This window comes from Aeromonas sanarellii, from assembly GCF_000820085.1.
Classification (GTDB): domain Bacteria; phylum Pseudomonadota; class Gammaproteobacteria; order Enterobacterales; family Aeromonadaceae; genus Aeromonas; species Aeromonas sanarellii.
Map to the genome: position 1 here is coordinate 53,480 of NZ_CDBN01000035.1, position 22,481 is coordinate 75,960.

At 61.4% G+C, this 22,481-nt stretch carries 20 protein-coding genes; 4 read left to right on the plus strand and 16 right to left on the minus strand.

Features of this window, described 5'->3' with window-relative positions; all coding sequences use genetic code 11:
- Positions 1-12 precede the first annotated feature (12 nt).
- The 9 genes from fabF to BN1132_RS07035 all read right to left on the minus strand — a co-directional run bounded on the left by fabF (position 13) and on the right by BN1132_RS07035 (position 7,028).
- Positions 13-1,254, minus strand: coding sequence for a beta-ketoacyl-ACP synthase II (gene fabF / locus BN1132_RS07000; RefSeq protein ID WP_042076303.1), 1,242 nt, complete (start codon positions 1,252-1,254; stop codon positions 13-15).
- Positions 1,255-1,335: 81 nt separating this feature from the next.
- Positions 1,336-1,572: an acyl carrier protein gene (gene acpP / locus BN1132_RS07005; protein WP_005300909.1), complete on the minus strand. Its 237-nt coding sequence runs from the start codon at positions 1,570-1,572 to the stop codon at positions 1,336-1,338.
- A 157-nt stretch (positions 1,573-1,729) separates the two neighbouring features.
- Positions 1,730-2,464, minus strand: coding sequence for a 3-oxoacyl-ACP reductase FabG (gene fabG, locus BN1132_RS07010; RefSeq protein ID WP_042076305.1), 735 nt, complete (start codon positions 2,462-2,464; stop codon positions 1,730-1,732).
- Between the two features lie 13 nt (positions 2,465-2,477).
- A complete protein-coding gene (gene fabD, locus BN1132_RS07015; protein ID WP_042076306.1) occupies positions 2,478-3,413 on the minus strand; it encodes an ACP S-malonyltransferase in 936 nt (311 codons plus the stop codon).
- Between the two features lie 65 nt (positions 3,414-3,478).
- Positions 3,479-4,438: a beta-ketoacyl-ACP synthase III gene (locus BN1132_RS07020; protein ID WP_042076307.1), complete on the minus strand. Its 960-nt coding sequence runs from the start codon at positions 4,436-4,438 to the stop codon at positions 3,479-3,481.
- Positions 4,439-4,447: 9 nt separating this feature from the next.
- Positions 4,448-5,464, minus strand: a complete 1,017-nt coding sequence (gene plsX, locus BN1132_RS07025; RefSeq protein ID WP_042076310.1) for a phosphate acyltransferase PlsX — start codon at positions 5,462-5,464, stop codon at positions 4,448-4,450.
- Between the two features lie 9 nt (positions 5,465-5,473).
- Entirely contained in the window at positions 5,474-5,641 is a 168-nt protein-coding gene (gene rpmF, locus BN1132_RS19425) for a 50S ribosomal protein L32 (protein ID WP_005300935.1), read from the minus strand.
- Between the two features lie 20 nt (positions 5,642-5,661).
- The gene (gene yceD / locus BN1132_RS07030) at positions 5,662-6,183 is read right to left on the minus strand and encodes a 23S rRNA accumulation protein YceD (RefSeq protein ID WP_029314532.1); all 522 of its coding nucleotides are present in this window, start codon (positions 6,181-6,183) and stop codon (positions 5,662-5,664) included.
- A gap of 185 nt (positions 6,184-6,368) precedes the next feature.
- Positions 6,369-7,028: an START domain-containing protein gene (locus BN1132_RS07035; RefSeq protein ID WP_042076330.1), complete on the minus strand. Its 660-nt coding sequence runs from the start codon at positions 7,026-7,028 to the stop codon at positions 6,369-6,371.
- Positions 7,029-7,202: 174 nt separating this feature from the next.
- Between BN1132_RS07035 and BN1132_RS07040 the strand changes: the two genes are divergently transcribed.
- Entirely contained in the window at positions 7,203-7,784 is a 582-nt protein-coding gene (locus BN1132_RS07040) for a Maf family protein (protein WP_042076312.1), read from the plus strand.
- Positions 7,785-7,842: 58 nt separating this feature from the next.
- Here BN1132_RS07040 and rluC read toward each other — a convergent pair whose 3' ends face one another.
- Complete coding sequence (gene rluC / locus BN1132_RS07045) at positions 7,843-8,787, minus strand: 23S rRNA pseudouridine(955/2504/2580) synthase RluC (RefSeq protein WP_209428954.1); 945 nt, start codon at positions 8,785-8,787, stop codon at positions 7,843-7,845.
- A 414-nt stretch (positions 8,788-9,201) separates the two neighbouring features.
- Between rluC and rne the strand changes: the two genes are divergently transcribed.
- Entirely contained in the window at positions 9,202-12,360 is a 3,159-nt protein-coding gene (gene rne / locus BN1132_RS07050; protein WP_042076314.1) for a ribonuclease E, read from the plus strand.
- Positions 12,361-13,163: 803 nt separating this feature from the next.
- Here the strand turns inward: rne and BN1132_RS07055 are convergent.
- The 4 genes from BN1132_RS07055 to apbC form a co-directional block, all read right to left on the minus strand.
- Positions 13,164-14,636: an inorganic phosphate transporter gene (locus BN1132_RS07055; RefSeq protein WP_042076316.1), complete on the minus strand. Its 1,473-nt coding sequence runs from the start codon at positions 14,634-14,636 to the stop codon at positions 13,164-13,166.
- Between the two features lie 305 nt (positions 14,637-14,941).
- Positions 14,942-15,523, minus strand: coding sequence for a dCTP deaminase (dcd, locus tag BN1132_RS07060; RefSeq protein WP_010674732.1), 582 nt, complete (start codon positions 15,521-15,523; stop codon positions 14,942-14,944).
- A gap of 63 nt (positions 15,524-15,586) precedes the next feature.
- Complete coding sequence (udk, locus tag BN1132_RS07065) at positions 15,587-16,231, minus strand: uridine kinase (protein ID WP_042076317.1); 645 nt, start codon at positions 16,229-16,231, stop codon at positions 15,587-15,589.
- A 108-nt stretch (positions 16,232-16,339) separates the two neighbouring features.
- Positions 16,340-17,422 (minus strand): iron-sulfur cluster carrier protein ApbC, encoded by a 1,083-nt coding sequence (apbC, locus tag BN1132_RS07070; protein ID WP_042076319.1) that lies wholly within the window; start codon positions 17,420-17,422, stop codon positions 16,340-16,342.
- 185 nt (positions 17,423-17,607) lie between these two features.
- On the opposite strand from apbC, the gene metG reads away from it, so the two are divergent.
- Complete coding sequence (gene metG, locus BN1132_RS07075; protein WP_042076320.1) at positions 17,608-19,641, plus strand: methionine--tRNA ligase; 2,034 nt, start codon at positions 17,608-17,610, stop codon at positions 19,639-19,641.
- Positions 19,642-19,728: 87 nt separating this feature from the next.
- Here metG and BN1132_RS07080 read toward each other — a convergent pair whose 3' ends face one another.
- Positions 19,729-20,469, minus strand: coding sequence for a CHAD domain-containing protein (locus BN1132_RS07080; RefSeq protein ID WP_042076322.1), 741 nt, complete (start codon positions 20,467-20,469; stop codon positions 19,729-19,731).
- 9 nt (positions 20,470-20,478) lie between these two features.
- Positions 20,479-20,751, minus strand: coding sequence for an acylphosphatase (locus BN1132_RS07085; RefSeq protein ID WP_042076323.1), 273 nt, complete (start codon positions 20,749-20,751; stop codon positions 20,479-20,481).
- An 85-nt stretch (positions 20,752-20,836) separates the two neighbouring features.
- Between BN1132_RS07085 and BN1132_RS07090 the strand changes: the two genes are divergently transcribed.
- Positions 20,837-22,267, plus strand: coding sequence for a methyl-accepting chemotaxis protein (locus tag BN1132_RS07090; protein ID WP_042076324.1), 1,431 nt, complete (start codon positions 20,837-20,839; stop codon positions 22,265-22,267).
- The last annotated feature ends 214 nt before the right edge of the window (positions 22,268-22,481 follow it).

The window sequence follows — 22,481 nt, forward strand, 5'->3', positions numbered from 1 at the left end:
GCCCAAGGCGAATTATACGCGTTTGAAGATCAGGGAGCCATTGGTGCCGCCAAACCCGAAGGAATTGGACAGGGCATACTCGAACTGGCCTGCCTTGGCCACATGGGGCACCAGATCCAGATCGCACTCCTCATCCGGGTTGTCCAGGTTGATGGTGGGGGCCACCATCTGGTCGCGCAGGGAGAGCACGGTGATGATCGCCTCGATGGCGCCCGCCGCCCCCAGCAGGTGGCCAGTCATGGACTTGGTGGAGCTGACCATCAGGGACTTGGCATGTTCGCCAAACACCTTCTTCATGCCGCGCAGCTCGGCCACATCGCCGAGGGGGGTGGAGGTGCCGTGGGCGTTGATGTAACCCACCTGCTCGGGCGCGATGCCGGCATCCTTGATGGCGTTCTTCATGGCGCGCGCGCCACCGTCACCGTCAGAGGGCGGTGCCGTCATGTGATAGGCGTCGCCACTCATGCCAAAACCGACCAGCTCGGCGTAGATCTTGGCGCCACGGGCCTTGGCGTGTTCGTACTCTTCCAGCACCAGTACGCCGGCACCGTCACCCAGCACGAAGCCGTCGCGATCCTTGTCCCAGGGACGGCTCGCCTTGGTGGGCTCGTCGTTGCGGGTGGAGAGCGCCTTGGCAGCGGCAAAACCACCCATGCCCATGGGGGTGGAGGCCTTCTCGGCGCCGCCGGCGACCATCACGTCCGCGTCACCGTAGGCGATCATCCGGCCTGCCATGCCGATGGCATGGGTACCCGTGGTACAGGCGGTAGTGACGGCGATGTTCGGACCCTGCAGGCCTTTCATGATGGAGAGATGACCGGACACCATATTGATGATGGTGGACGGCACGAAGAAGGGACTCAGCTTGCGGGGGCCGCCGTTGACGAGGCTGCTGTGGTTCTGCTCGATGAGACCCAGGCCGCCGATGCCGGAACCGATGGCGACGCCAACCCGCTCCGCGTTTTCTTCGGTGATGGCCAGGCCGGAATCGTCCAGGGCCTGCACGCCCGCCGCCACGCCGTACTGGATGAAGAGATCCATCTTGCGGGCTTCTTTGCGGTTGATGCCGAACGCTTCGGGGTCGAAATCTTTGACCAGGCCGGCGAAACGGGTCGCATACTCGCTGGCATCAAAATGGTCGATGAGGGAAATGCCGCTCTGCCCCTTGAGCAGGGCTTGCCAGCTGGATTCGGCAGTGTTGCCCACCGGGGAAAGCATCCCCAAGCCGGTCACCACGACTCTGCGTTTTGACACTGAGGTAGTCTCCGAGAGGTGTTTTGAAAGGGGTAAACATAAAAGAAGCGGCCCTTGGGCCGCTTCCTTCAGAACAGGAACTTATTCCTGATTAGCGGTGATGTAGTCGATAGCCGCTTGAACAGTGGTGATCTTCTCGGCTTCTTCATCAGGAATTTCGGTATCGAATTCTTCTTCCAGCGCCATTACCAGTTCAACGGTATCCAAAGAGTCAGCGCCCAGGTCGTCGACGAAGGAAGCAGCGTTCTTCACGTCTTCTTCTTTAACACCCAGTTGTTCGATGATGATTTTCTTTACGCGTTCTTCGATGTTGCTCATGACCTGAATTTTCCTTTAAAAATACGCTATTGCGTCTGGTTGGGGTAGTGTATTCAATTGACGTGAGTTTGCAAGTGACTTGCCGCTGGTCAAACCACGAAATTCGCCAAACTTCGGCGTATTATCGCAAATTTGAACAGAACTCACGACAAATTGATTACACCATGTACATCCCGCCATTAACATGCAGGGTTTCGCCGGTGATATAGGCGGCATCATCCGATGCCAAGAATACCACAGCGGCAGCAATTTCCTTCGGATCGCCCAAACGGGCGGCAGGCACCTGGTTCATGATGCCGGCGCGCTGTTCTTCGTTGAGCGCCTTGGTCATGTCGGTCTCGATGAAACCGGGAGCAACCGCGTTCACCGTGATGCCACGGGACGCCACTTCACGGGCCAGCGACTTGGTGAAGCCGACCAGACCTGCCTTGGCAGCAGCATAGTTGACCTGACCGGCATTGCCCATGGTACCGACCACGGAGCCGATGCTGATGATGCGACCGTTGCGCTTCTTCATCATGGCACGCAGCACCGGTTTGCTCAGACGATAGAGAGAGGTCAGATTGGTATTGATGATCTCGTTCCACTCGTCATCCTTCATCCGCATCAACAGGTTGTCGCGGGTAATGCCAGCGTTGTTGATCAGGATGTCGATGTCACCGAAGCGTTCCTTGATGGCGGCAAAGACAGTCTCGATGGATTCCTGGCTGGTCACGTTCAGTGCCATGCCACAGCCCTGCTCGCCCAGATAGGCGCTGATGGCCTCGGCACCGCTCTCGCTGGTCGCCGTGCCCACCACTTTCGCACCACGGGCAGCAAACGTCTCGGCAATCGCACGACCGATGCCACGACTGGCACCGGTGACCAACACAACCTTATCGGTAAAACTCATGACTTGCTCCTGTTTACTTGATCTGGGCCAGTGCCTGCTCGAACGAGGCTGCGTCGTTGGCGTGAATGCCTTCCACCCGCGCATCGATGCGCTTGGCCAAGCCAGTCAGCACCTTGCCCGGCCCCATCTCGATCTCGAGGGTAATGCCGTCGTTGGCCATGCGCTCGACCGTCTCGGTCCAGCGAACCGGGCTGAACAGCTGGCGCACCAGGGCCTGCTTGATGGCGGCCGGATCCTGCTCACAGGATACGTCGACATTATTGATGACGGCGATGGCGGGAACCTTGATCTCGATCCCATCCAGGGCGGCGGCCAGCTTTTCGGCGGCCGGTTTCATCAGCGCGCAGTGAGACGGCACGGAAACCGGCAGCGGCAGCGCACGCTTGGCGCCCGACTCCTTCATCAGCACGTTGGCGCGCTCGACGGCCTCTTTGTGACCGGCGATGACCACCTGGCCCGGGGAGTTGAAGTTGACCGGAGAGACCACCTGACCTTGCGCGGCTTTCTCGCAGTTGGCGGCGATGCTGTCATTGTCCAGCCCGATGATGGCGGCCATGGCACCGGTGCCTTCCGGCACGGCCTCCTGCATGGCCAGACCACGCAGCTCGACCAGCTTGACCGCATCGGAAAACGCCAGCGCTCCGCTGCACACCAGGGCGGAGTATTCCCCCAGGCTGTGGCCGGCCATCACGGCGGGAGTTGCCCCCCCCTGCTGCTGCCACAGGCGCCACAGGGCGACGGAGGAGGTCAGCAGTGCGGGCTGGGTGCGCCAGGTCTTGTTCAGATCCTCGGCCGGCCCTTCCATGACCAGGGCAAACAGGTCATAGCCCAGCACCTGGCTCGCCTCGGCGAAGGTCTCTTTAATCACGGCGTGTTGCTCGGCAAGTTCAGCCAGCATGCCGACGCTCTGGGAGCCTTGTCCCGGGAAGGCAATGGCAAATCGGGTCATCATTGATTCCTTTAAGGTAAGACGAATTCGGTAAGCGGGCGCCCGGAGTCAGACGCCGCTCGGTATCAGAGGCGAACCAGCGCAGAGCCCCAGGCAAAACCGCCGCCGAAGGCTTCCAGCAGGACCAGCTGGCCGGGTTTGATGCGGCCGTCACGCACCCCTTCATCGAAGGCGATGGGCACGGAGGCCGCGGAAGTGTTGCCGTGACGATCCAGGGTCAGGATCACCTTGTCGAGCCCCATGCCGAGTTTCTTGGCGGTGGCGTTGATGATGCGGAAGTTGGCCTGATGGGGCACCAGCCAGTCCAGCTCGCTCGGCTCGATGTCGGCGGCGGCCAGGGTTTCGGTGACGATTTCGCTCAGGCGAGTGACCGCCACCTTGAAGACGTCGTTCCCCTTCATGTACATGTAGGCTTCGAGCTCGGCCCCCGGCATGCCACGACGGGGTTGCGGCAGCTTGAGCAGCTCCCCGTAACGGCCATCTGCATGCAGGTGGGTGGAGAGGATCCCCGGCGTCTCGCTCGCGCCGATGACCACGGCCCCTGCCCCATCCCCGAACAGGATGATGGTGCCGCGATCCTCGGGATCACACATGCGTGAGAGCACGTCGGCGCCCACGACCAGTACGTGGCGAGCGGCGCCGGATTTGACGAACTGATCGGCGATGGCGAGGGCATAGGTAAAGCCGGCACAGGCGGCGGCGACGTCAAAGGCCGGGATCCCCGGCACCTCGAGCAGCCCCTGCAGTTCGCAGGCGGCGGCAGGGAAGGCATTCTCCGCACTGGTGGTCGCCAGCACTATCATGTCCAGATCCGCCGCGGTCAGACCTGCGGCGTCCAGCGCCCGCAAGGCCGCCTGGTGAGAGAGGGTCGCGACGGTTTCGTCGCTGCCCGCGATGCGGCGTTCACGGATCCCGGTGCGTTCCACGATCCATTCGTCACTGGTTTCAACCATCTGCTCAAGATCGGCGTTGGTACGGACCGAACTCGGCAGATAACTGCCAGTACCCAGAATTTTGCTATGCATAGAGTTTTATTAATCCCTGTCGGAAAAGACAGATTCAAGGCGATCTGCAATGTGCAACGGAAGTTGGTGTTTGGCTTCTTGTGCGGCCAGCAGAATCGCATGACACAGAGCGCGGCGCTCGGCCCGCCCATGGCTTTTTACCACAATGCCGCGCAATCCTAACAGACTCGCGCCATTATACTGGTCGGGGTTCAGGTAAGAAAAACGCCGTTTGAACATAAATCCGGCGAGTCGACCAAGAAAACTGCGTTTTTTGCGCGGATATCCGGCCAGTTCGGCCATCATCCGCACCACCCCCTCGGCGGTCTTGAGCGCCACGTTGCCGACAAAACCGTCGCAGACGATGACGTCACAGTCGCCGCTGAAGATCCTGTCACCCTCGATGAAACCGGCGAAATTGAGGGCGTTGCACTGGCGCAGCAGCTCCGCGCTGTGGCGAACCAGGTCGTTGCCCTTGATCTCCTCCTCCCCCACGTTGAGCAGCGCCACCCGGGGGAAAGGGATCCCTTCGACCTTTTCGGCGACCACGGCCCCCATCACCGCAAATTGCAGCAAGGTATCGGCATCGCAGCTCACGTTCGCCCCCAGATCCAGCATCACGGTGCGCTTGCCATTCACGGTCGGCAGCGCCTTGATGAGGGCGGGTCTGTCGACGCCAGGCAAGGACTTGAGCACGCACTTGGCCATGGCCATCAGGGCACCGGTGTTGCCAGCGCTGACGCAGGCATCGGCGGCGCCGCTCTTGACCAGATCCAGGGTCACGCGCATGGAGGAGTCTTTCAGGGTACGCAGCGCCACGATCGGCTTTTCGCCCATGCCCACGACTTGGGAGGCATGCACGAGACGAACGCGGGGATGGTTGAGCAAGCCGTGTTGCTGCAACAGAGGAGCGGTCTGGTGTTGATCACCGACCAGGACAAGGCGTAGCTGGGGCAAAAGAGACAGTGCCTGCACGGCGGCAGGCACTGTTTCCGAGGGGCCGATATCTCCCCCCATTATGTCTAGCGCGACAGTTTGCGTAGACAAAGGCAATCCTTAAGCGATTACCTTTTTACCGCGGTAGAAACCATCGGCAGTCACGTGGTGACGACGATGAATTTCGCCACTGGTCTGATCAACAGTCAGGGCTGCGGTGGTCAGTGCATCGTGGGAACGACGCATGCCACGCTTGGCGCGGGTTTTACGGTTCTGTTGTACGGCCATGGTAGGCTAACTCCTAAAATTCACTTACGTTTGAGCGCTTCAAGAACTGCAAAGGGATTCGGCCGCTCATCAGCAGGTTCGATTTCACCCCAGGTCATCTCCATGTTTCCTCGCGGGCAGACATCCACTGGATGCATGGCCACCTGAGGCAACGAGAGGATGAGCTCATCCTCCAGGATTTGATGAAGATCTATCTCGCCGTTTTCGTCCAACTCAATGGGCTCATAAGCTTCCGGCAGTTCTTCCTCGTTTGTCCTTTCGAACAGCGGAGTGTAGATAAAACTAGCTTCACAAAGGTGTTCGAATGTCTCTCCACAACGCTGGCAAACCAGGTCGACCTTGGCATGGGCAGTGCCTTTCATAACGGTCAACTTCTGGACATCTTTGCCAAAGTGCAGGGTGACATCCACATCACTTCGCAAGCCTTCGGTTGATTCCTCCAGCCTGGGCATCTGCGACTTTTCCACTATCCCGACATAGTCGAGTAGCTTCAAGGCATTACGGACTGGATCAACCTTAACGGGCAACTTCACCTTTTGCATAGGGCGCGAATATTATAGGTCCAACAAGGGATAGTCAAAGGAAAAAGTCCTTACCACCGATGATTTTAACTGCACAGGTCCCTGCGGGGAGGAACTTGCGCTCATCGGTGGCCGATTATGCCATAAACCGCAGGATCCCGCACAGGATCCTCACCACCTCCCAGACCGGATATGGGGGCACTGTCTCACTCCGAAAGTGGCGGGCAGCGCTGGCTGGCGCCGAGCAGGTGCTGCGGATTCGCTACCCTGGGCTGCTCTTCCATCAGCCGGCGGATGGCCTGAAAACTCTCAAGGGCTCCCTTGATGGCCATGGGATTGGCCAGCCAGCCCGGCAGGTTGCTGCCCGGGTTGGTATAGGTCTCGAGTCTGATCAGGGTGGTGCCATCCGGCCTGGGCTGCGCCTCCCACCGACCCGAGCTTTCCTGGATCCGGAATCGCCCGGCCTGCACTGGCAGGGCATTGGGCTCGGCCCAGACCTCGAGCGTCAGCCCGCAATCGACTCCCCTGCTCAGATGGGAGCGGGTGATCAACTCCCTGTCCTGAACCGGCCAGGGGGCAGACAATCGGGTGTACACCAGATCATCGTCGGGACCGGACTTTGCCAGCAACCTGACTTCGCGGCTCCGGGGCAGCCACTCCTGGTGGCGCGCCGTATTGCGTAGCACCTTCAACAGCGCGGCGGGATCCGCATTGACCTGCATCTCCAGGCGCAGCGCCAGAAAGGGCGACGGAGGACGAGCCTGAGTCCAGAGCAGGATCCCCTCCTTCCCCGGCCGCAATTGCCACCCCTCCCCCCAGCCTGCGAAGGAAAGCAGCATCAGGGCCAGCACCGCGTATCTTGCCATCTCTCTCGGCCTCATCGTATCGCTCTATGTCATTGTCAGCCGCCGGGACGCCTGCTTCCAGCCCGGCTCCTGAGTCGCACACTCAGAGGCAGGCAGATGATCGACGCAATTTGCGCAGCCCTGTTCGCACAGATAGAATCAAGCAATTGATTTATAAATGGATATCATCTGAAGATGCAAACGCCCTTGATCCTCGCCTCCACCTCTCGCTATCGCAAGGCGCTGCTGGAAAAACTTGGTCTGCGGTTTCAGTGTGCCTCACCCGAGGTGGACGAGACCCCTCGACCCGGGGAAACGGCAGACACCCTGGTCCGCCGGCTGGCCCATGCCAAGGCGAGCGCCATAGCACGTCAGCATGATCAGGGGTTGATCATCGGATCGGATCAGGTGTGTGTCTGCGACGGGCGCATTCTCGGCAAGCCTGGCACGGTGGAGAATGCAGTGGCGCAGTTGATGCTGGCCCAGGGCAGGAGCGTCATCTTTTACACCGGGCTGTGCGTGATCAATGCTGCGAATGGCCATGCCGAGCAGCTCGTCGAGCCTTTCACCGTGCATTTTCGCTCCCTCGACGAGGCCGCCATCCGCCGCTATGTGGAAGCCGAACGTCCCCTCGATTGTGCCGGCAGCTTCAAGTGCGAAGGGATGGGCATAGTGCTGTTCAAGGCCTTGGAGGGGCGAGATCCCAATGCCCTGATCGGGCTCCCCCTCATCGGCCTGATCGACCTGCTGGCATTGCATGGACTTCATCTGCCTTGAGACAAGGGCTGCGCCAACGATGAAAAACGGGAGCCTTGGCTCCCGTTTTTCATTCGTGTCAGCGTGGCAGCTTGCCGAGGAATTCTTCGAGCTCCGGCGATAGCGGCGCCTCCACCTGCATCTCCCGATCATCCACCGGGTGCGTGAAAGTAAGCTTCCAGGCGTGCAGGAACAGTCGTTTCAGACCCTGGGCCCGCATCTTTTCATCGAACGACGCCTCGCCGTACTTGTCGTCGCAGGCGATGGGGTGGCCGGCGTGCTGGGTGTGGACACGGATCTGGTGGGTCCGGCCGGTGATCGGGCTGCACTCCACCAGGGTCGCCTCGGCAAACTGGCGGGCAATCCGGAAACGGGTCTCGGAGGGCTTGCCATCGCTGCTGACCCGCACCACCCGCTCGCCGGATTGAAGATCGTTCTTGCGCAGCGGCGCATTGACCACCTTGACATGGGGTTGCCACTGGCCGCGCACCAGCGCCAGGTACTGCTTGCGCATGGTCTTGACCCGCAGTTGCTCGTGCAGGCTGCGCAGGGCACTGCGCTTCTTGGCAACCAGCAGCACGCCGGAGGTGTCGCGATCGAGCCGGTGTACCAGCTCCAGGAAACGGGCCTCCGGGCGCAGGGCACGCAGCCCCTCGATGACGCCAAAGCTCAAGCCGCTGCCACCGTGCACCGCCATGCCGGACGGCTTGTTCAGCACTATCATGGCGTCGTCTTCAAACAGGATCTGGCTCTCCAGACGCTGGATGCTGCCGAGGTTGGCGGAGGGCAGCTCGTTCTTCTCGGCGACGCGCACGGGGGGCACGCGCACCTCGTCGCCGGCACAGAGCTTGTATTCCGGTTTGATGCGCTTCTTGTTGACGCGCACCTCCCCTTTGCGAAGGATGCGATAGATCAGGCTCTTGGGGACGCCCTTTAACTGAGTCTTGAGAAAATTGTCGATGCGCTGCCCGTCATGCTCAGCTTCGATGGTGAGCAGCTGCACTTGTTGATGTATCTGTGTCATGGCGCGGATTTTAACACCGCCGACAGCCCTTGGCTGCATGCTTTGTTAAAAAATGGCGTCTTGCTATAAAAGTGATTTAAATGGGATAATAAACAAGGTTTTGTCATTGTGTTCAAGCCTTGTACTAAGTGGCCAAAATGTATGCCACCCAATCCCGAAACACCGTGTATACAAGAACATGACGGTTCCCGGGTGCGAGGTACAACGCATGGAGAACGCAAACAGAGCCGACGTAAATTGTCTCCACACCGGTATCCTTAATTCACGCCCTCTCGAGATGGCTGAACCAGAGTGCCCTTAGTTTGCGCCTCATGCATACCCCAACCGGGAGGTTGTCCAAGCATGCTGAAGACCCGAGGCCGGCGCCGGCAGGATCCTGTGGAGGAATCAAAATGACAAAATAATGAGAACTCAATGAAAAGAATGCTAATCAACGCGACTCAGGAAGAGGAGTTGCGCGTAGCGCTGGTTGACGGACAACAGCTCTACGATTTGGATATTGAAAGTCCGGGGCATGAGCAGAAAAAAGCGAACATTTACAAGGGTAAAATCACCCGCGTAGAACCCAGTCTCGAAGCTGCTTTTGTCGACTATGGCGCCGAGCGCCACGGTTTCCTGCCGTTGAAGGAAATCGCCCGCAATTACTTCCCCTCCGGTTACTCCTATCAGGGTCGTCCCAACATCAAAGAAGTGGTCCGTGAAGGCCAGGAAGTGATCGTCCAGATCGACAAGGAAGAGCGTGGCACCAAGGGTGCGGCCCTCACCACCTTTATCAGTCTGGCCGGCAGCTACCTGGTGCTGATGCCGAACAACCCCCGTGCCGGCGGTATCTCCCGTCGCATCGAGGGTGACGAGCGGACCGAGTTGAAGGAAGCACTGAGCGGTCTGACCGTGCCGGATGGCATGGGCCTCATCGTGCGTACCGCCGGTGTAGGCAAGTCTCCGGAAGAGCTGGAGTGGGATCTGAACGTCCTGCTCAACCACTGGGACTCCATCCACAAGGCGTCACAACAACGTTCCGCCCCGGTGTTGATCCACCAGGAGAGCAACGTCATCGTGCGCGCCATCCGTGACTACCTGCGTCGCGATGTGGGCGAGATCCTGATCGACAATCCGGTCATCTTCGAGCGCGCCAAGTCGCATATCGAGCTGGTCCGTCCCGACTTCCTCAATCGCGTGAAGCTGTACAAGGGTGATGTCGCCCTGTTCAACCACTTCCAGATCGAGAGCCAGATCGAATCGGCCTTCCAGCGCGAGGTGCGTCTGCCCTCCGGTGGCAGCATCGTCATCGATCCGACCGAGGCCCTGACCTCCATCGATATCAACTCCTCCCGCGCCACCAAGGGTGGCGACATCGAAGAGACAGCGCTGCAGACCAACCTGGAAGCGGCCGACGAGATTGCCCGTCAACTGCGCCTGCGCGACCTGGGTGGCCTGATTGTCATCGACTTCATCGACATGACCCCGGTGCGCCATCAGCGCGAGGTGGAAAACCGTCTGCGTGAAGCCGTGCACCAGGACCGCGCTCGCATCCAGCTCGGCCGGATCTCCCGCTTCGGTCTGCTGGAGATGTCTCGCCAGCGTCTGCGTCCCTCCCTCAACGAGTCCAGCAGCCATATCTGCCCCCGTTGCCAGGGTCAGGGGGTCATCCGTGACAACGAATCCCTCGCCCTGTCCATCCTGCGTCTCATCGAAGAAGAGGCCATGAAGGACAACACCGAGCAGGTTCACGCTCAGGTGCCGGTCGATGTGGCCGCCTATCTGCTCAACGAGAAGCGTACCTCCATCGCCAATCTGGAACAGCGCAATGATGTGCGTGTCTACATCATTCCGAACCAGCATCTGGAAACGCCGCACTACGAAGTGACCCGCATCCGTCAGAACGAGATCCCGGAAGCGGCCAGCTACGAGCTCAAGACCGAGATTGCCAAGCCGGTCTATCAGCCTCGCCAGGCGCAGGTAGTCGAGCGCGAACAACCGCTGCTGCAAGGGTTTGCCCCGGCTCCTCAGCCGGTTGCGCCCGCCGCCCCGGCTCCTGTTGCGGCTCCCGCTCCGGTTGCAGAACAAAGCGGCTTCTTTGGCAAGCTGGCCAAGGCCTTCTCCGGTCTGTTCGGCTCCTCCACCGAGGCTGTTCCGGCCGAGACCAAGGCGACAGCCGAGAAACCGGCCGCCCAGCGCGACGCGCGCAAGGACGAAGGCCATCGCCATCAGCGTGATGAGTCCCGCAGCCGTGGCCAACGTGGCCGTCGCGACGACAACCGCGGCAACCGCAATGCCGAGGCCGGCGAGAAGCGTGAAGGCGCAGCCAGCCGCGAGAGCGGTGAACGCAATCGCCGTCCGCGCAAAGAGCGTGAGCCTCGTCAAGAGCGGGAACCGCGCCAGGAACGGGAAGCCCGTGGTGAAGTGCGCAGCGAACAGCGCATGGAACGTGAGCCCCGCGAACCTCGTCAGGAGCGTGAATCTCGCGCCCCGCGCCCGGCCCGTGAGCCGCGCGCTCCCCGTGAACCCCGTGCCGAGGTCGTGGTTGAGACGGTAGAGACCCAAGCTGCTATTGCCGCCGTCGATGCCGAACCGCGCCAGGAGAAAGAGCAGAAGGTGGCCGAGCGCCGCGAACGTCGTCAGCTGCGCAAGCAGATCCGCGTCGATGTCACCGCAACCGACTCCCCTGCCCTGCCGGTTGACGAGCAGGCAGGCGATATCGCCGTGGTGCAAGCCGCAACCGTCGAGCAGCAGGACGAGCAGGGTGAAGGCCAGCGCCGTTCCCGTCGCACGCCTCGCAGCCAGCGAATCGAAGGCCAGCGTCGCAAGCGCATCAACGAAGATGCACGCGGTCAGCGTGACGACGAGCCTCAGGGCGAGGTGCAACTCACCACCGCCGCCCAGGCGGATGCGGCCCAGGTCAAGGTGGAAGAGCCCGCCGTGCCTGTCGTCACCATTCCGAGCGCGGAAGCCGTGGCTGCAGCGCTGCAAGCCTCTGCCGCCCTGACCGAGCACGTGGTTGCCGAGGCCATTGCCGAAGAAGCTGCCGAGCAGGCACAAGCCGCCTTGGCCGTCAAACCTGTCACCGAGACTGCCGAGCAGGCGGTTGAACCGGCAGCCGTAGTCGCAGTAGCTGCGGTCGAAGAAGCAGCTGACGTCGTGACTGCCGAACCCGTGGTTGCCGACGTGGTGGTCCAGGCCGATGATGCCCAGCCCAGTGCTGCCGTCGTTGCCGAACCCGTGATGAACGAGGTCGTCGCCGAGGTGGAAGCGGCCCCCGCCGTTACCGCCGAGCCGGTGGCCCCAGTTGTAGCAGCCGAGGCCGAAGTCGTCACCCCCCCCGAGGTTGTGGTGGCCCAGCCTGCGCCCGTTGCCGTACCTGCGGCCAAGACCCTGAGCAAGGGTGCCGGCGTGCTGGCCCGTGCTCGCATGGCCTCTGCCCCCATGGCAACACCGGCGGCCGCCCCAGCACCGGCCCCTCGCGAACCGGTTGAATACGAACCTCTGGTGCGCAGCGCAGTGACGACCTCGGGTCGTCACGGTGGCAGCACCGCGGCCAGCAACGTGGCAACCAGCCCGGCCGGTCGCCCCTGAGCAGACTCGCTAACCTGATCAAAGAGCCACACACTGTGTGGCTCTTTTTTTGCGCGCCGATCTGTCTCTCCCTGTCCCTACCCCCCTTTATCATGGTGATGGCGCCCGCTCTCAATACCAGGGCGAGTGCCAGCGTTGTCGACGATCCCGACTTGCCCTTCTGGCAGAGTCGCGAAGAAGCCCTCGGTACCCCGCATCCTCTGATTGCACTCTCACCCTGGATATCCTACTCGACACTCCTGAGCCCCCGTGCTTATCCCACTGACCCAGCTTGACCATCCATGGCCCGGCAGAGGTCCAGGGCAAATACCCGAACCATAAGCCCTGTTCGCCTTTGGAATGCCGGCAGCTCTCTTTATCTCCCCTGTATGGGCGTCTTGGCTGCCCATCCAGGCCCCTGGATACGATATGCCCGCCCCCTCCATCTACTGAACGTGTCACTCCCCGGCTTTCGAGTCGGCCAAGGCTTGCCAGGGTTGCAAAACAGGGGTTGGCCATGAATAAGAGGGATAAAGGAGTGCAGATATGTTTTATTAAAAGCATGAGTTTGATGGCATACAAATACCCATCAGGAGGTCGCAACAACAGGGGTCAGGCATACAGCCATCACTTTCTTGCAAGGATCCGGCGTCACTGGGTCGCTCGCCGGCAGAATGTCGTGCCAAGGGTCGGCGGCTAAAGCCTGGGCAGCCACCTGTCCGGCTCGAGGAACCCTGTCAGTCATCCCCATCTGGCTCATCCCCTTTCTTGACCCAAGAAAAAAGGGCCCGTAGGCCCTTCTTATTCGAGAGAATGCTTGGCGGTTAGCCGCCAAACAGATGGTTGCTCAGCAGGAACAGACCGCCGGAGAGCAGCATGGTCAGCGGCAGCGTCAGCACCCAGGCCAGCAGTATGGTCTTGATGGTCTGGGTCTGCAGGCCCGACTTGTTCGCCACCATGGTCCCCGCCACCGCGGAGGAGAGGATATGGGTGGTGGAGACCGGCATGCCGGTCAAGCTGGCCACGCCGATGGAGGCGGCGGCGGTGATCTGGGCGGCGATCCCCTGGCTGTAGGTCATGCCGGAGGAACCGATCTTCTCGCCTACCGTGTAGACGATACGGCGCCAGCCCACCATGGTACCGCAGCCCAGGGCCAGGGCGATGGAGACGATGACCCAGGTCGGTGCATATTCGGCGGTCGCAGTCAGATCCTTGCGCCATTTGGCGAGATCGGTCAGCTCCTTGGCCGGCAGCGGCAGCTTGGAGACCTTGCGCGCGGTGTCGTCGATGCACAGCAGCAGGCGACGCACCTCGCGGCGATCGACCAGGCTCATCTCCTCGTAGGTGCGCACCTGGCCGAGACGATTGTCGAGGGTGGCCATGGCCTGCAGGGCCTCGCCGGCCTCACAGTGGGTCATCAGCTCTTCCTGGGCCTGGGCCGGTACGCTGAAGTTCACCAGGTGGGAGACCTGATCATGGTTGCGCTGGTAGATCTCCATGATGCGCTGGTTGGCATCCTGGGTACGGTCCAGATCGTAGGAGCGGCTGTTCATGTCCAGGGCGAAATAGGCGGGGGCCATGCAGATCAGCACCAGCATCACCAGACCAATGCCCTTCTGGCCGTCGTTGGAGCCATGCACGAAGCTCACGCCCATGGCGGAGGCCACCAGGGTCAGACGTGCCCAGAACGGCGGATGCTTCTTGCCGTCCACCAGCAGGCGCTCTTCGGGGGTCTTGTGGATCTTGCTGCCCAGCCAGACTCGTTTCATGGCGAACAGCAGCAAGGCGGCGATGATGAAGCCCACGGTGGGAGAAATAATGAGAGAGAGCATGATGTCGATGGCTTTGCCGACGTTGATGCCCTCTTTCAGAGGTTGATGGCTGATCAGGGCATAGGCACCGCCAACCCCCAGGATGGAACCGATCAGGGTGTGCGAGCTGGACGCCGGAATGCCGAAGTACCAGGTCCCCAGGTTCCAGACGATGGCTGAAAACAGCAGGGAGAAGACCATGATCAGGCCCTGGGTGGAATCCATGCCGAGCAGCAGATCGATGGGCAGCAGATGAACGATGGCATAGGCCACCCCCAGTCCACCCAGCATGACACCGGCAAAATTGAACAACCCGGAAGCCACTACCGCCATATGGGCCGGCATCGCCTTGGTATAGATAACCGTTGCTACCGCGTTGGCGGTATCGTGAAAGCCGTTGATGAACTCATAGGCCAGCACAAAAAAAACGGCCAATACCAAACCGATTGACCACCACAAACCCAAACCACTAAACATTTCAAACATAAAAACGAACCTGTTTATGAGTTGCGGCGGATTATGCCAGAAGGCTCGATGCGCCATACCCGTTGTTGAAATATTTCAGTAAGAAAAAAAAAGGGCATTCCGTCAAAAAATGTCTTATGCCCTGACGGAATGAGACTTGTCATCGATTAATTAAAGCCCGTGGCAACCCGGTGAACGAGGTTCAAACAGGGCTATCAGTGGCAGCCCTCCCATGCCTGAACGCCGCTTCATACCTCCCGTCACCTGCCACAGGGTGAGAAAAAGGGTGCCGCGGCACCCTCCTTATATAAACAATGGCGTCAAGCTCAGTCCTGGTTGATCCGGCTGGCCACCGCCCCTTGCTGGCTCTTGTACTTGGCATTTTCCCGCTTGTTGTACGGGCGAGCAGCGGTGCCGGAGAGCATCTCGAAGTTCAGCGCCCCTATCTTCATCTTGGGGCGCAGGGCCAGGGGCAACTTGCCGCCGTTGTAGAACTCCAGCACGATGCGGCCGGACCAGCCCGGATCGATGCGGTGCGCGGTGACGTGCACCATGAGACCCAGGCGGGCCAGGGAGGAGCGACCATCCAGCCAGCCGACGATGTCGGCAGGCAGGGTCACGGATTCATAGGTCACCGCCAGTGCCAGCTGACCCGGGTGCAGATAGAAGGCTTCGCCGTCCGGCACGTGGATCTCCTCGCTCATCACCCGCTCGATGGCATCGGCCATCTCGGCACTGGTACCCCCGAGGTCGATATAAGGCGCGGTATGATCGCGAAACACCCGAAACTCGTTGCCAAGCAGCACGTCGACGCTGACGCCGCTGATCCGCTCAACACCGGGCCTCGGCTCGATGACGATCTTGCCTTCATCCAGATGCCGTTCGATATCGGTATCACAAAGACGCATTGGGCGACTCTCCTGACAAATGATTCATTTAAAAAAGCCGGGCATCACCCGGCTTGTTTTCTCTCAACCAATCAGCATGTGGCGGATACGCGCCTTGAGCATGTCGATGGCGATGCGGTTCTTGCCGCCACGGGGCACGATCACGTCGGCATACTGCTTGGACGGGTCGATGAACTGCATGAACATGGGACGCACCGTCTTCTGATACTGCTTGAGCACGGAGTCCATGGTACGGCCGCGCTCCTGCACGTCGCGCACCAGGCGGCGCAGCAAACAGATGTCGAGGGGGGTGTCCATGAAGATGGAGGCATCCATCAACTCGCGCAACCGGCTGTCGGTCAGCAGCAGTATCCCTTCCAGAATGATGACGCGGCGCGGCGCGAAGACGGTGACGTCACTCATCCGCGTGTGCTCGGTATAGGAGTACTGGGGGATATTGACCGCCTCCCCCTGCATCAGCTGGGTCAGATGCTCAACCAGCAGATCGTGATCCAGGGCGTTGGGGTGGTCATAGTTGGTCTTGACCCGCTCTTCCATGGTCAGGTGGGTCTGATCACGGTAGTAGCAATCCTCGGTGATCACACCAATCTGACCCGCCCCCAGCTCGGCCACCAGCTCTTCATAGATGGTTTGGGCGATAAGACTCTTGCCGGAAGCGGATGCACCAGCAATACCGATGATCACACACGAATGTTGAGTATCAGACATTGAAAATACCTAAAGAGAAGAGCACTGGGGATTGTTTAAACCGATCCATTATATGAAAAAGGGTGGGCCATGCCCACCCCAAATCCGCCTGTGACGACCGACAGCCGATTATTCGTCCAGCGCCACCGTGTAGAGCGGGGTCGCAATCGGTTTACCGCTGAAATAGAGCTCGGCCCCCACCCGGCGGGCCAGCTTCAGATAGGCCTGTGCCAGCTCTCCGTCCGGCGCCCCGAACACGGTCGGACAACCGTCGTCCATGTGCTGGCGAATGTCGATGTGCAGCGGCAGCTGGCCAAGCAGCGCCACTTGATACTGCTCTGCCATCTTCTTGCCGCCACCGGTGCCGAACAGCGCCTCGTGATGCCCGCAGGCACTGCAGACGTGGTAGCTCATGTTCTCGACGATGCCGAGCACGGGCACCTGGACCTTGTTGAACATGGCGATCCCCTTGCGGGCATCCGCCAGCGCCACGTCCTGGGGCGTGGTGACGATCACGGCGGCCGTGGTCGGCACCTGCTGGGCCAGGGTCAGCTGGATGTCACCGGTGCCGGGGGGCATGTCCACCACCAGGTAATCCACCTCGCCCCAGCGGGTCTCGTGCAGGATCTGCCCGAGCGCCTTGCTCGCCATGGGGCCGCGCCAGATGGTGGCATCCTGCTCGGCCACCAGATAACCGATGCTGTTGCTCTTGAGGCCGCACGCCATCACCGGCTCCATCAGCTTGCCATCGAAACTGACGGGACGCTCCTTGAGGGTCCCGGTCATGGTCGGAATGGAGGGGCCATAGATGTCCGCATCCAGGATGGCGACCCGCGCCCCCTCCTTTTGCAGCGCCAGCGCCAGGTTGACGGCGGTGGTGGACTTGCCCACCCCCCCCTTGCCGGAGGCGACCACCAGGATGTTGCGAATGCCTTGCACCGCAGCGAGCTGCTGGGCGCGCGGCATGCTGGCCACGTCGATCTCCCCCGTCCAGTCGATGCGGGTCGCGCCCGTGGCGCTGCGCAGCCGCGCATCGAAGGCGGCTTTTATCTCGTCAAACAGGGATTGGCCGGCAAAGGGCAGCACCAGCTTGATGGTCAGGGTCTGCCCCTGATGCGCTATGGTGCGCACAAAACCGGCTGCCACCAGATCCTTGCCCCACCCGGCCGGCTTAAATTCGGCCAGGATCAGTTTTACTGAATCAATCACCATTAACTCCCCATTATGTTGTCGTTATGCTGAGGTGAACGGTTACCGCACACAAATCAGTGGCTTGCCGACGTTCCAGCGATGCCGCCGGCCTGTGCCCTGCGGGCCACAACCCTAGGCAGGCCGCCCCCAATTCGGGTAACATGCACGGCACTGTATCATCCCAACAGGCACATAAAGAACGTATTATGGCAACTGATCCTCGTAGAATGCTGGTAACCTGCGCCCTCCCCTATGCCAACGGCTCCATCCATCTTGGCCACATGCTGGAACACATCCAGGCCGATATCTGGGTTCGTTATCAGCGAATGCGTGGCCATCAGGTGCATTTCGTCTGCGCCGACGACGCCCACGGTACCCCCATCATGCTCAAGGCGCAGCAGATGGGGATCACCCCGGAGGCGATGATCGCGGCGGTCTCCGAGGAGCATCAGAGCGACTTCGCCGGCTTCAACATCAGCTTCGACAACTACCACTCCACCCACAGCGACGAGAACCGCGAGCTGGCGGGCGTGATCTATGGCCGTCTCAAAGAGTCCGGCAAGATCAAGATCCGCACCATCTCCCAGCTGTTCGATCCGGAAAAGTCCATGTTCCTGCCGGATCGCTTCGTCAAGGGCACCTGTCCCAAGTGCAAGTCCCCCGACCAGTACGGTGACAACTGCGACAGCTGTGGTGCCACCTACAGCCCGACCGAGCTCATCGACCCGAAATCCGCCGTCTCCGGCGCGACCCCGGTGATGAAGGACTCCGAGCACTACTTCTTCGACCTGCCCCAGTTCGAAGCCTGGCTCGCCGACTGGGTGCGCGGCTCCGGCGCCATCCAGGAAGAGATGGCCAACAAGATGCAGGAGTGGTTCGAGAGCGGCCTGCAGCAGTGGGACATCACCCGCGACGCCCCCTACTTCGGCTTCGAAATTCCCGGGGCGCCGGGCAAGTACTTCTATGTCTGGCTGGATGCCCCCATCGGCTACATGGCCTCGTTCAAGAACCTGTGCAACAAGCGCGGCGACATCGACTTCGACAGCTACTGGAAGGCGGACTCCGACGCCGAGCTCTACCACTTCATCGGCAAGGACATCGCCTACTTCCACTGCCTGTTCTGGCCGGCCATGCTGGAAGGCGCGAACTTCCGCAAGCCGACCAAGGTCAACGTGCACGGCTACGTGACCGTCAACGGCGCCAAGATGTCCAAGTCCAAGGGCACCTTCATCAAGGCATCCACCTATCTCAAGCACCTGGATCCGGAGTGCCTGCGCTACTACTACGCCGCCAAGCTCAACAGCCGCATCGACGATCTGGATCTCAACCTGGAAGACTTCGTGCAACGGGTCAACGCCGACGTGGTCAACAAGCTGGTCAATCTGGCTTCCCGCAACGCCGGCTTTATCGCCAAGCGCTTTGACGGCAAGCTGGCGGCTACCTGCGCCGAACCCGAGCTCTATGGCGAGTTCGCCAACGCCAGCGCCGCCATCGCGGAAGCCTACGAGAGCCGCGAGTTCAGCCGCGCCATCCGCGAGATCATGGCGCTGGCCGACAAGGCGAACCGCTACGTGGACGACAAGGCCCCCTGGGTCATCGCCAAGCAGGAAGGCGCAGACGCCGAACTGCAAGCGGTCTGCTCCGTCGGCATCAACCTGTTCAGGGTGCTGATGGCCTACCTCAAGCCGGTCATGCCCGAGCTCGCCGAGCGCGCCGAGGCCTTCCTCGGCGAGACCCTGACCTGGGACGGCATCGCCGCCCCCCTGGTCGACCACACCGTCGCCCCCTTCAAGGCGCTCTTCTCCCGCATCGAGCCGGCCAAGATTGATGCCATGATCGAGGCCTCCAAGGAAGATCTCGCCAAGGAGCAGGTGCCGAAGGTGACCGGTCCCCTGGCGGACGACCCCATCAGCGACACCATCGCCTACGAGGACTTCGCCAAGATTGACCTGCGGGTGGCGCTGATCAAGAAGGCCGAAGCAGTGCCGGAAGCGGAGAAGCTCCTGAAGTTGCAGCTCGACATCGGGGGCGAGACCCGCCAGGTGTTCGCCGGCATCAAGTCCGCCTACAATCCCGAAGACCTGGAAGGCAAGCTGACCGTGATGGTCGCCAACCTGGCACCGCGCAAGATGCGTTTCGGCATGTCCGAGGGCATGGTGCTGGCGGCCGGCCCGGGCGGCAAGGATCTCTGGATCCTGGAGCCCCAGGACGGTGCCCAGCCGGGCATGCGCGTCAAGTAAGGGCAAGCCCCGCAGATGAAGAGAGAGGCCGATGGCCTCTCTTTTTTTTTTTGCATTCCTTTTTATCAGCCGCGCCGGCCTGGCGAACTACCCCTGGCGCAGCAACGCCATCCTGAGCCCCACCAGCTCCGCCTGCTGGCAATCGAGCTGGCGCAGCTGGCAGCGCATCGCCTCTTCCAGGGTTCGCCTCCGCTTGCCACGCCCCTTCTGATCCCCCAGGCGCCTGAGCCATTGCCGCGTATCCTGCAACTGGCCCAGCCTGTCCTGCCACTCCACCAACATGGGCAGCCAGGCCGGATCTCCCTCCCCTTGCCCGATCAGCAGCTCCACCCCGTAACGGATCCGCTTGAGCACCAGCCGCAGCCTGTGCCAGTGGCGCAGCCGCGCCTTGCGACCGTCAGAAGAGGACAATCCGGGCGCCGCCAGGGCATCGGCCAGGCTGAGCGCCAGATGCAGCTGAAAGAGCGGCAAGGGATCCACCCCGGCGGGCACCTCCTCCAGCCTCGCCAACCAGCGCGCCAGGCGTCCCGCCAGCCCGGGCACCCTGGTGGGCACCAGTTCCTGGTGGGAGGGGCCGCCAAAATGTGCCGAATAGACCTGGGCATCGCGCAGGGCGGAGAGCCGTCCCACCGCGCGGCTCAACCGCGACTCCAGCTCAGGGGCGTGGATGAGGGGCCGCCACAGGGCGAGCAGGGCCAGCAGACGGCGGGCCGCAATCCGGTAGGCGTGCACCTCGTCCGCCCCGACCCGCTGGCGCAGGGCCTGCGTGGCCGACCCGTACTGTTCGATGAGCCGGCGGGCCTGCTCGACCCCCAGTGTCGTCATCATCCGCCCCGCTCAGTTGGTATGAAAGCCTGACCCGGTAGGAGGCAGCGCGTTGGCGCACTCCATCCTGGTCACGGTGGCGGTACGGGGTCCGTGCTCCAGCCAGCCCAGCATCATCTGCACCTTCTGTTCAGGTCCGGCGATCAGGATCTCCACCGACCCATCCTCCAGGTTGTAGGCATGACCCCGCAACCCCAGCTGCAGCGCCCGCTCCCGGGTGAAGTAGCGAAACCCCACCCCCTGAACCTGGCCCCACACCCGAACAACAAACGATTGCTCTCCCATTTATCACACCTTTCCCTTAAGTAATTTTTCCCCGGGGCGATAATGAACGCGACACTCTCCTCCCCTTGCAGGACGCAATATCATTATGAAAGAAGTTAAATTCCGGTGGGTTGACCGTTATCTCATTCACCTCACGATCAGCGAGAAATTTCTCATCACCTTCTGGTGTCCCCTGTTGTTCATCGCCTTCCTCACCTGGTACCTGCTGGCCGACAGCCATGATCAACAGATGCAGCTCAGGCTGGATCAGCTCAAGCAACGGGTCGAGACCACGGCCCAGCTGGTGAGCCAGCAACCGACCCTAACCCTGCCTGCGGATCTCGTCCTGACGCCGACCGCCACGGCCGGCCTGAACCAGCAGGGAGAGCTCTATCACTACGGCGTCAGCGCGGGTCAGGCCGGCTTCGTGACCGGCACCCTGGACACCGCCCGCTACTCCATGTGGGATGGTCAGGGCAGCACCCTCACCATCATCGCCGTGCTGGCCGCCCTGCTTGCTCTCATCACCCACTATCTGATGACCTTCGTCTCCGGGGCGCTCTACTCCACCAACAAGGCGCTGCAGACGGTGGCGGGCGGTGATCTCACCTTCCGCCTCAACTTCTTCCCGGTACGGGACGAGTTCTCCATCCTGGCGGGCAGCATCGACAAGTTCACCGATCGCCAGCACAAGATAGTACAACTGGTGGAAGAGTCCGCCGAGGCGCTCACCCTGGCGGCGGACGAGTTTCGCGAGCACGCCAGCGATGGCGAGACCCAGGCCCGCGCCCAGCGCCAGCACATGGACTCCCTGGCCGCCGCCATGGAGCAGATGTCCGCCGCCATTCGCGAGGTGGCCCGTAATGCCAATGACACCCTGCAACAGACCCGCCAGTCCAGCGAGGAGGCCGCCAACGGGGCAGCGCGGGTCTCACGCACCATCAACGCCATCGCCACCCTGGCCGACGAGATAGGCAACGCCTCCGGCGCCGTGGAGCGGCTGACCCACAACGCCAACCGCATCAACGAAGTGGTCAACGTCATCAATGCCATCTCCCAGCAGACCAACCTGCTGGCCCTCAACGCCGCCATCGAGGCCGCCCGTGCCGGCGAGCAGGGCCGCGGCTTTGCGGTAGTGGCGGACGAGGTGCGCACCCTCGCCAGCCGCACCCAGCAGGCGACCGTGGAGATCCAGCAGATGATCGAGGAGCTGCAGGCCGGCACCGGCGCCCTCAACGACATCATGGAGAAGACGGTGGGCCGCGCCGCCAGCAGCCAGCAGCTCATCACCGAGGTAGGGCTCGACATCGACAAACTCAGCAGCCACAGCGACGCCGTGCTGGAGATGAGCACCCAGATCGCCACCTCGAGCGAAGAGCAGAGCTCGGTGGCCGAGGAGATCACCCGCAACCTGGACAGGGTACGCAAGGAGGCGTGCCAGGTGGAGGAGTCCGCCAGTGCCGCCGTGGCCGGCACCTCGGGCCTCAAGGCCACCGCCACTGAGCTGAATCAGGCCATGACGGGCCTGCGGATCTGAGGTTTTGCACCACAGATGAGAAGGTCATCCAGCGGATGGCCTTTTTCATTGACGCAATACGGTAATGACGGACTGTTTAGCAGTATCGCTGGCCCGTTGATCACTGGCATTGCCTGGTTTTGGTCCCCATCTTGCCGAGTCGTGGGGAGAACGGCGTAGAGAACCGGTGTTGGAAAACGAAGCGGGATATCGGCTGTATGGAGATGGTATTCAC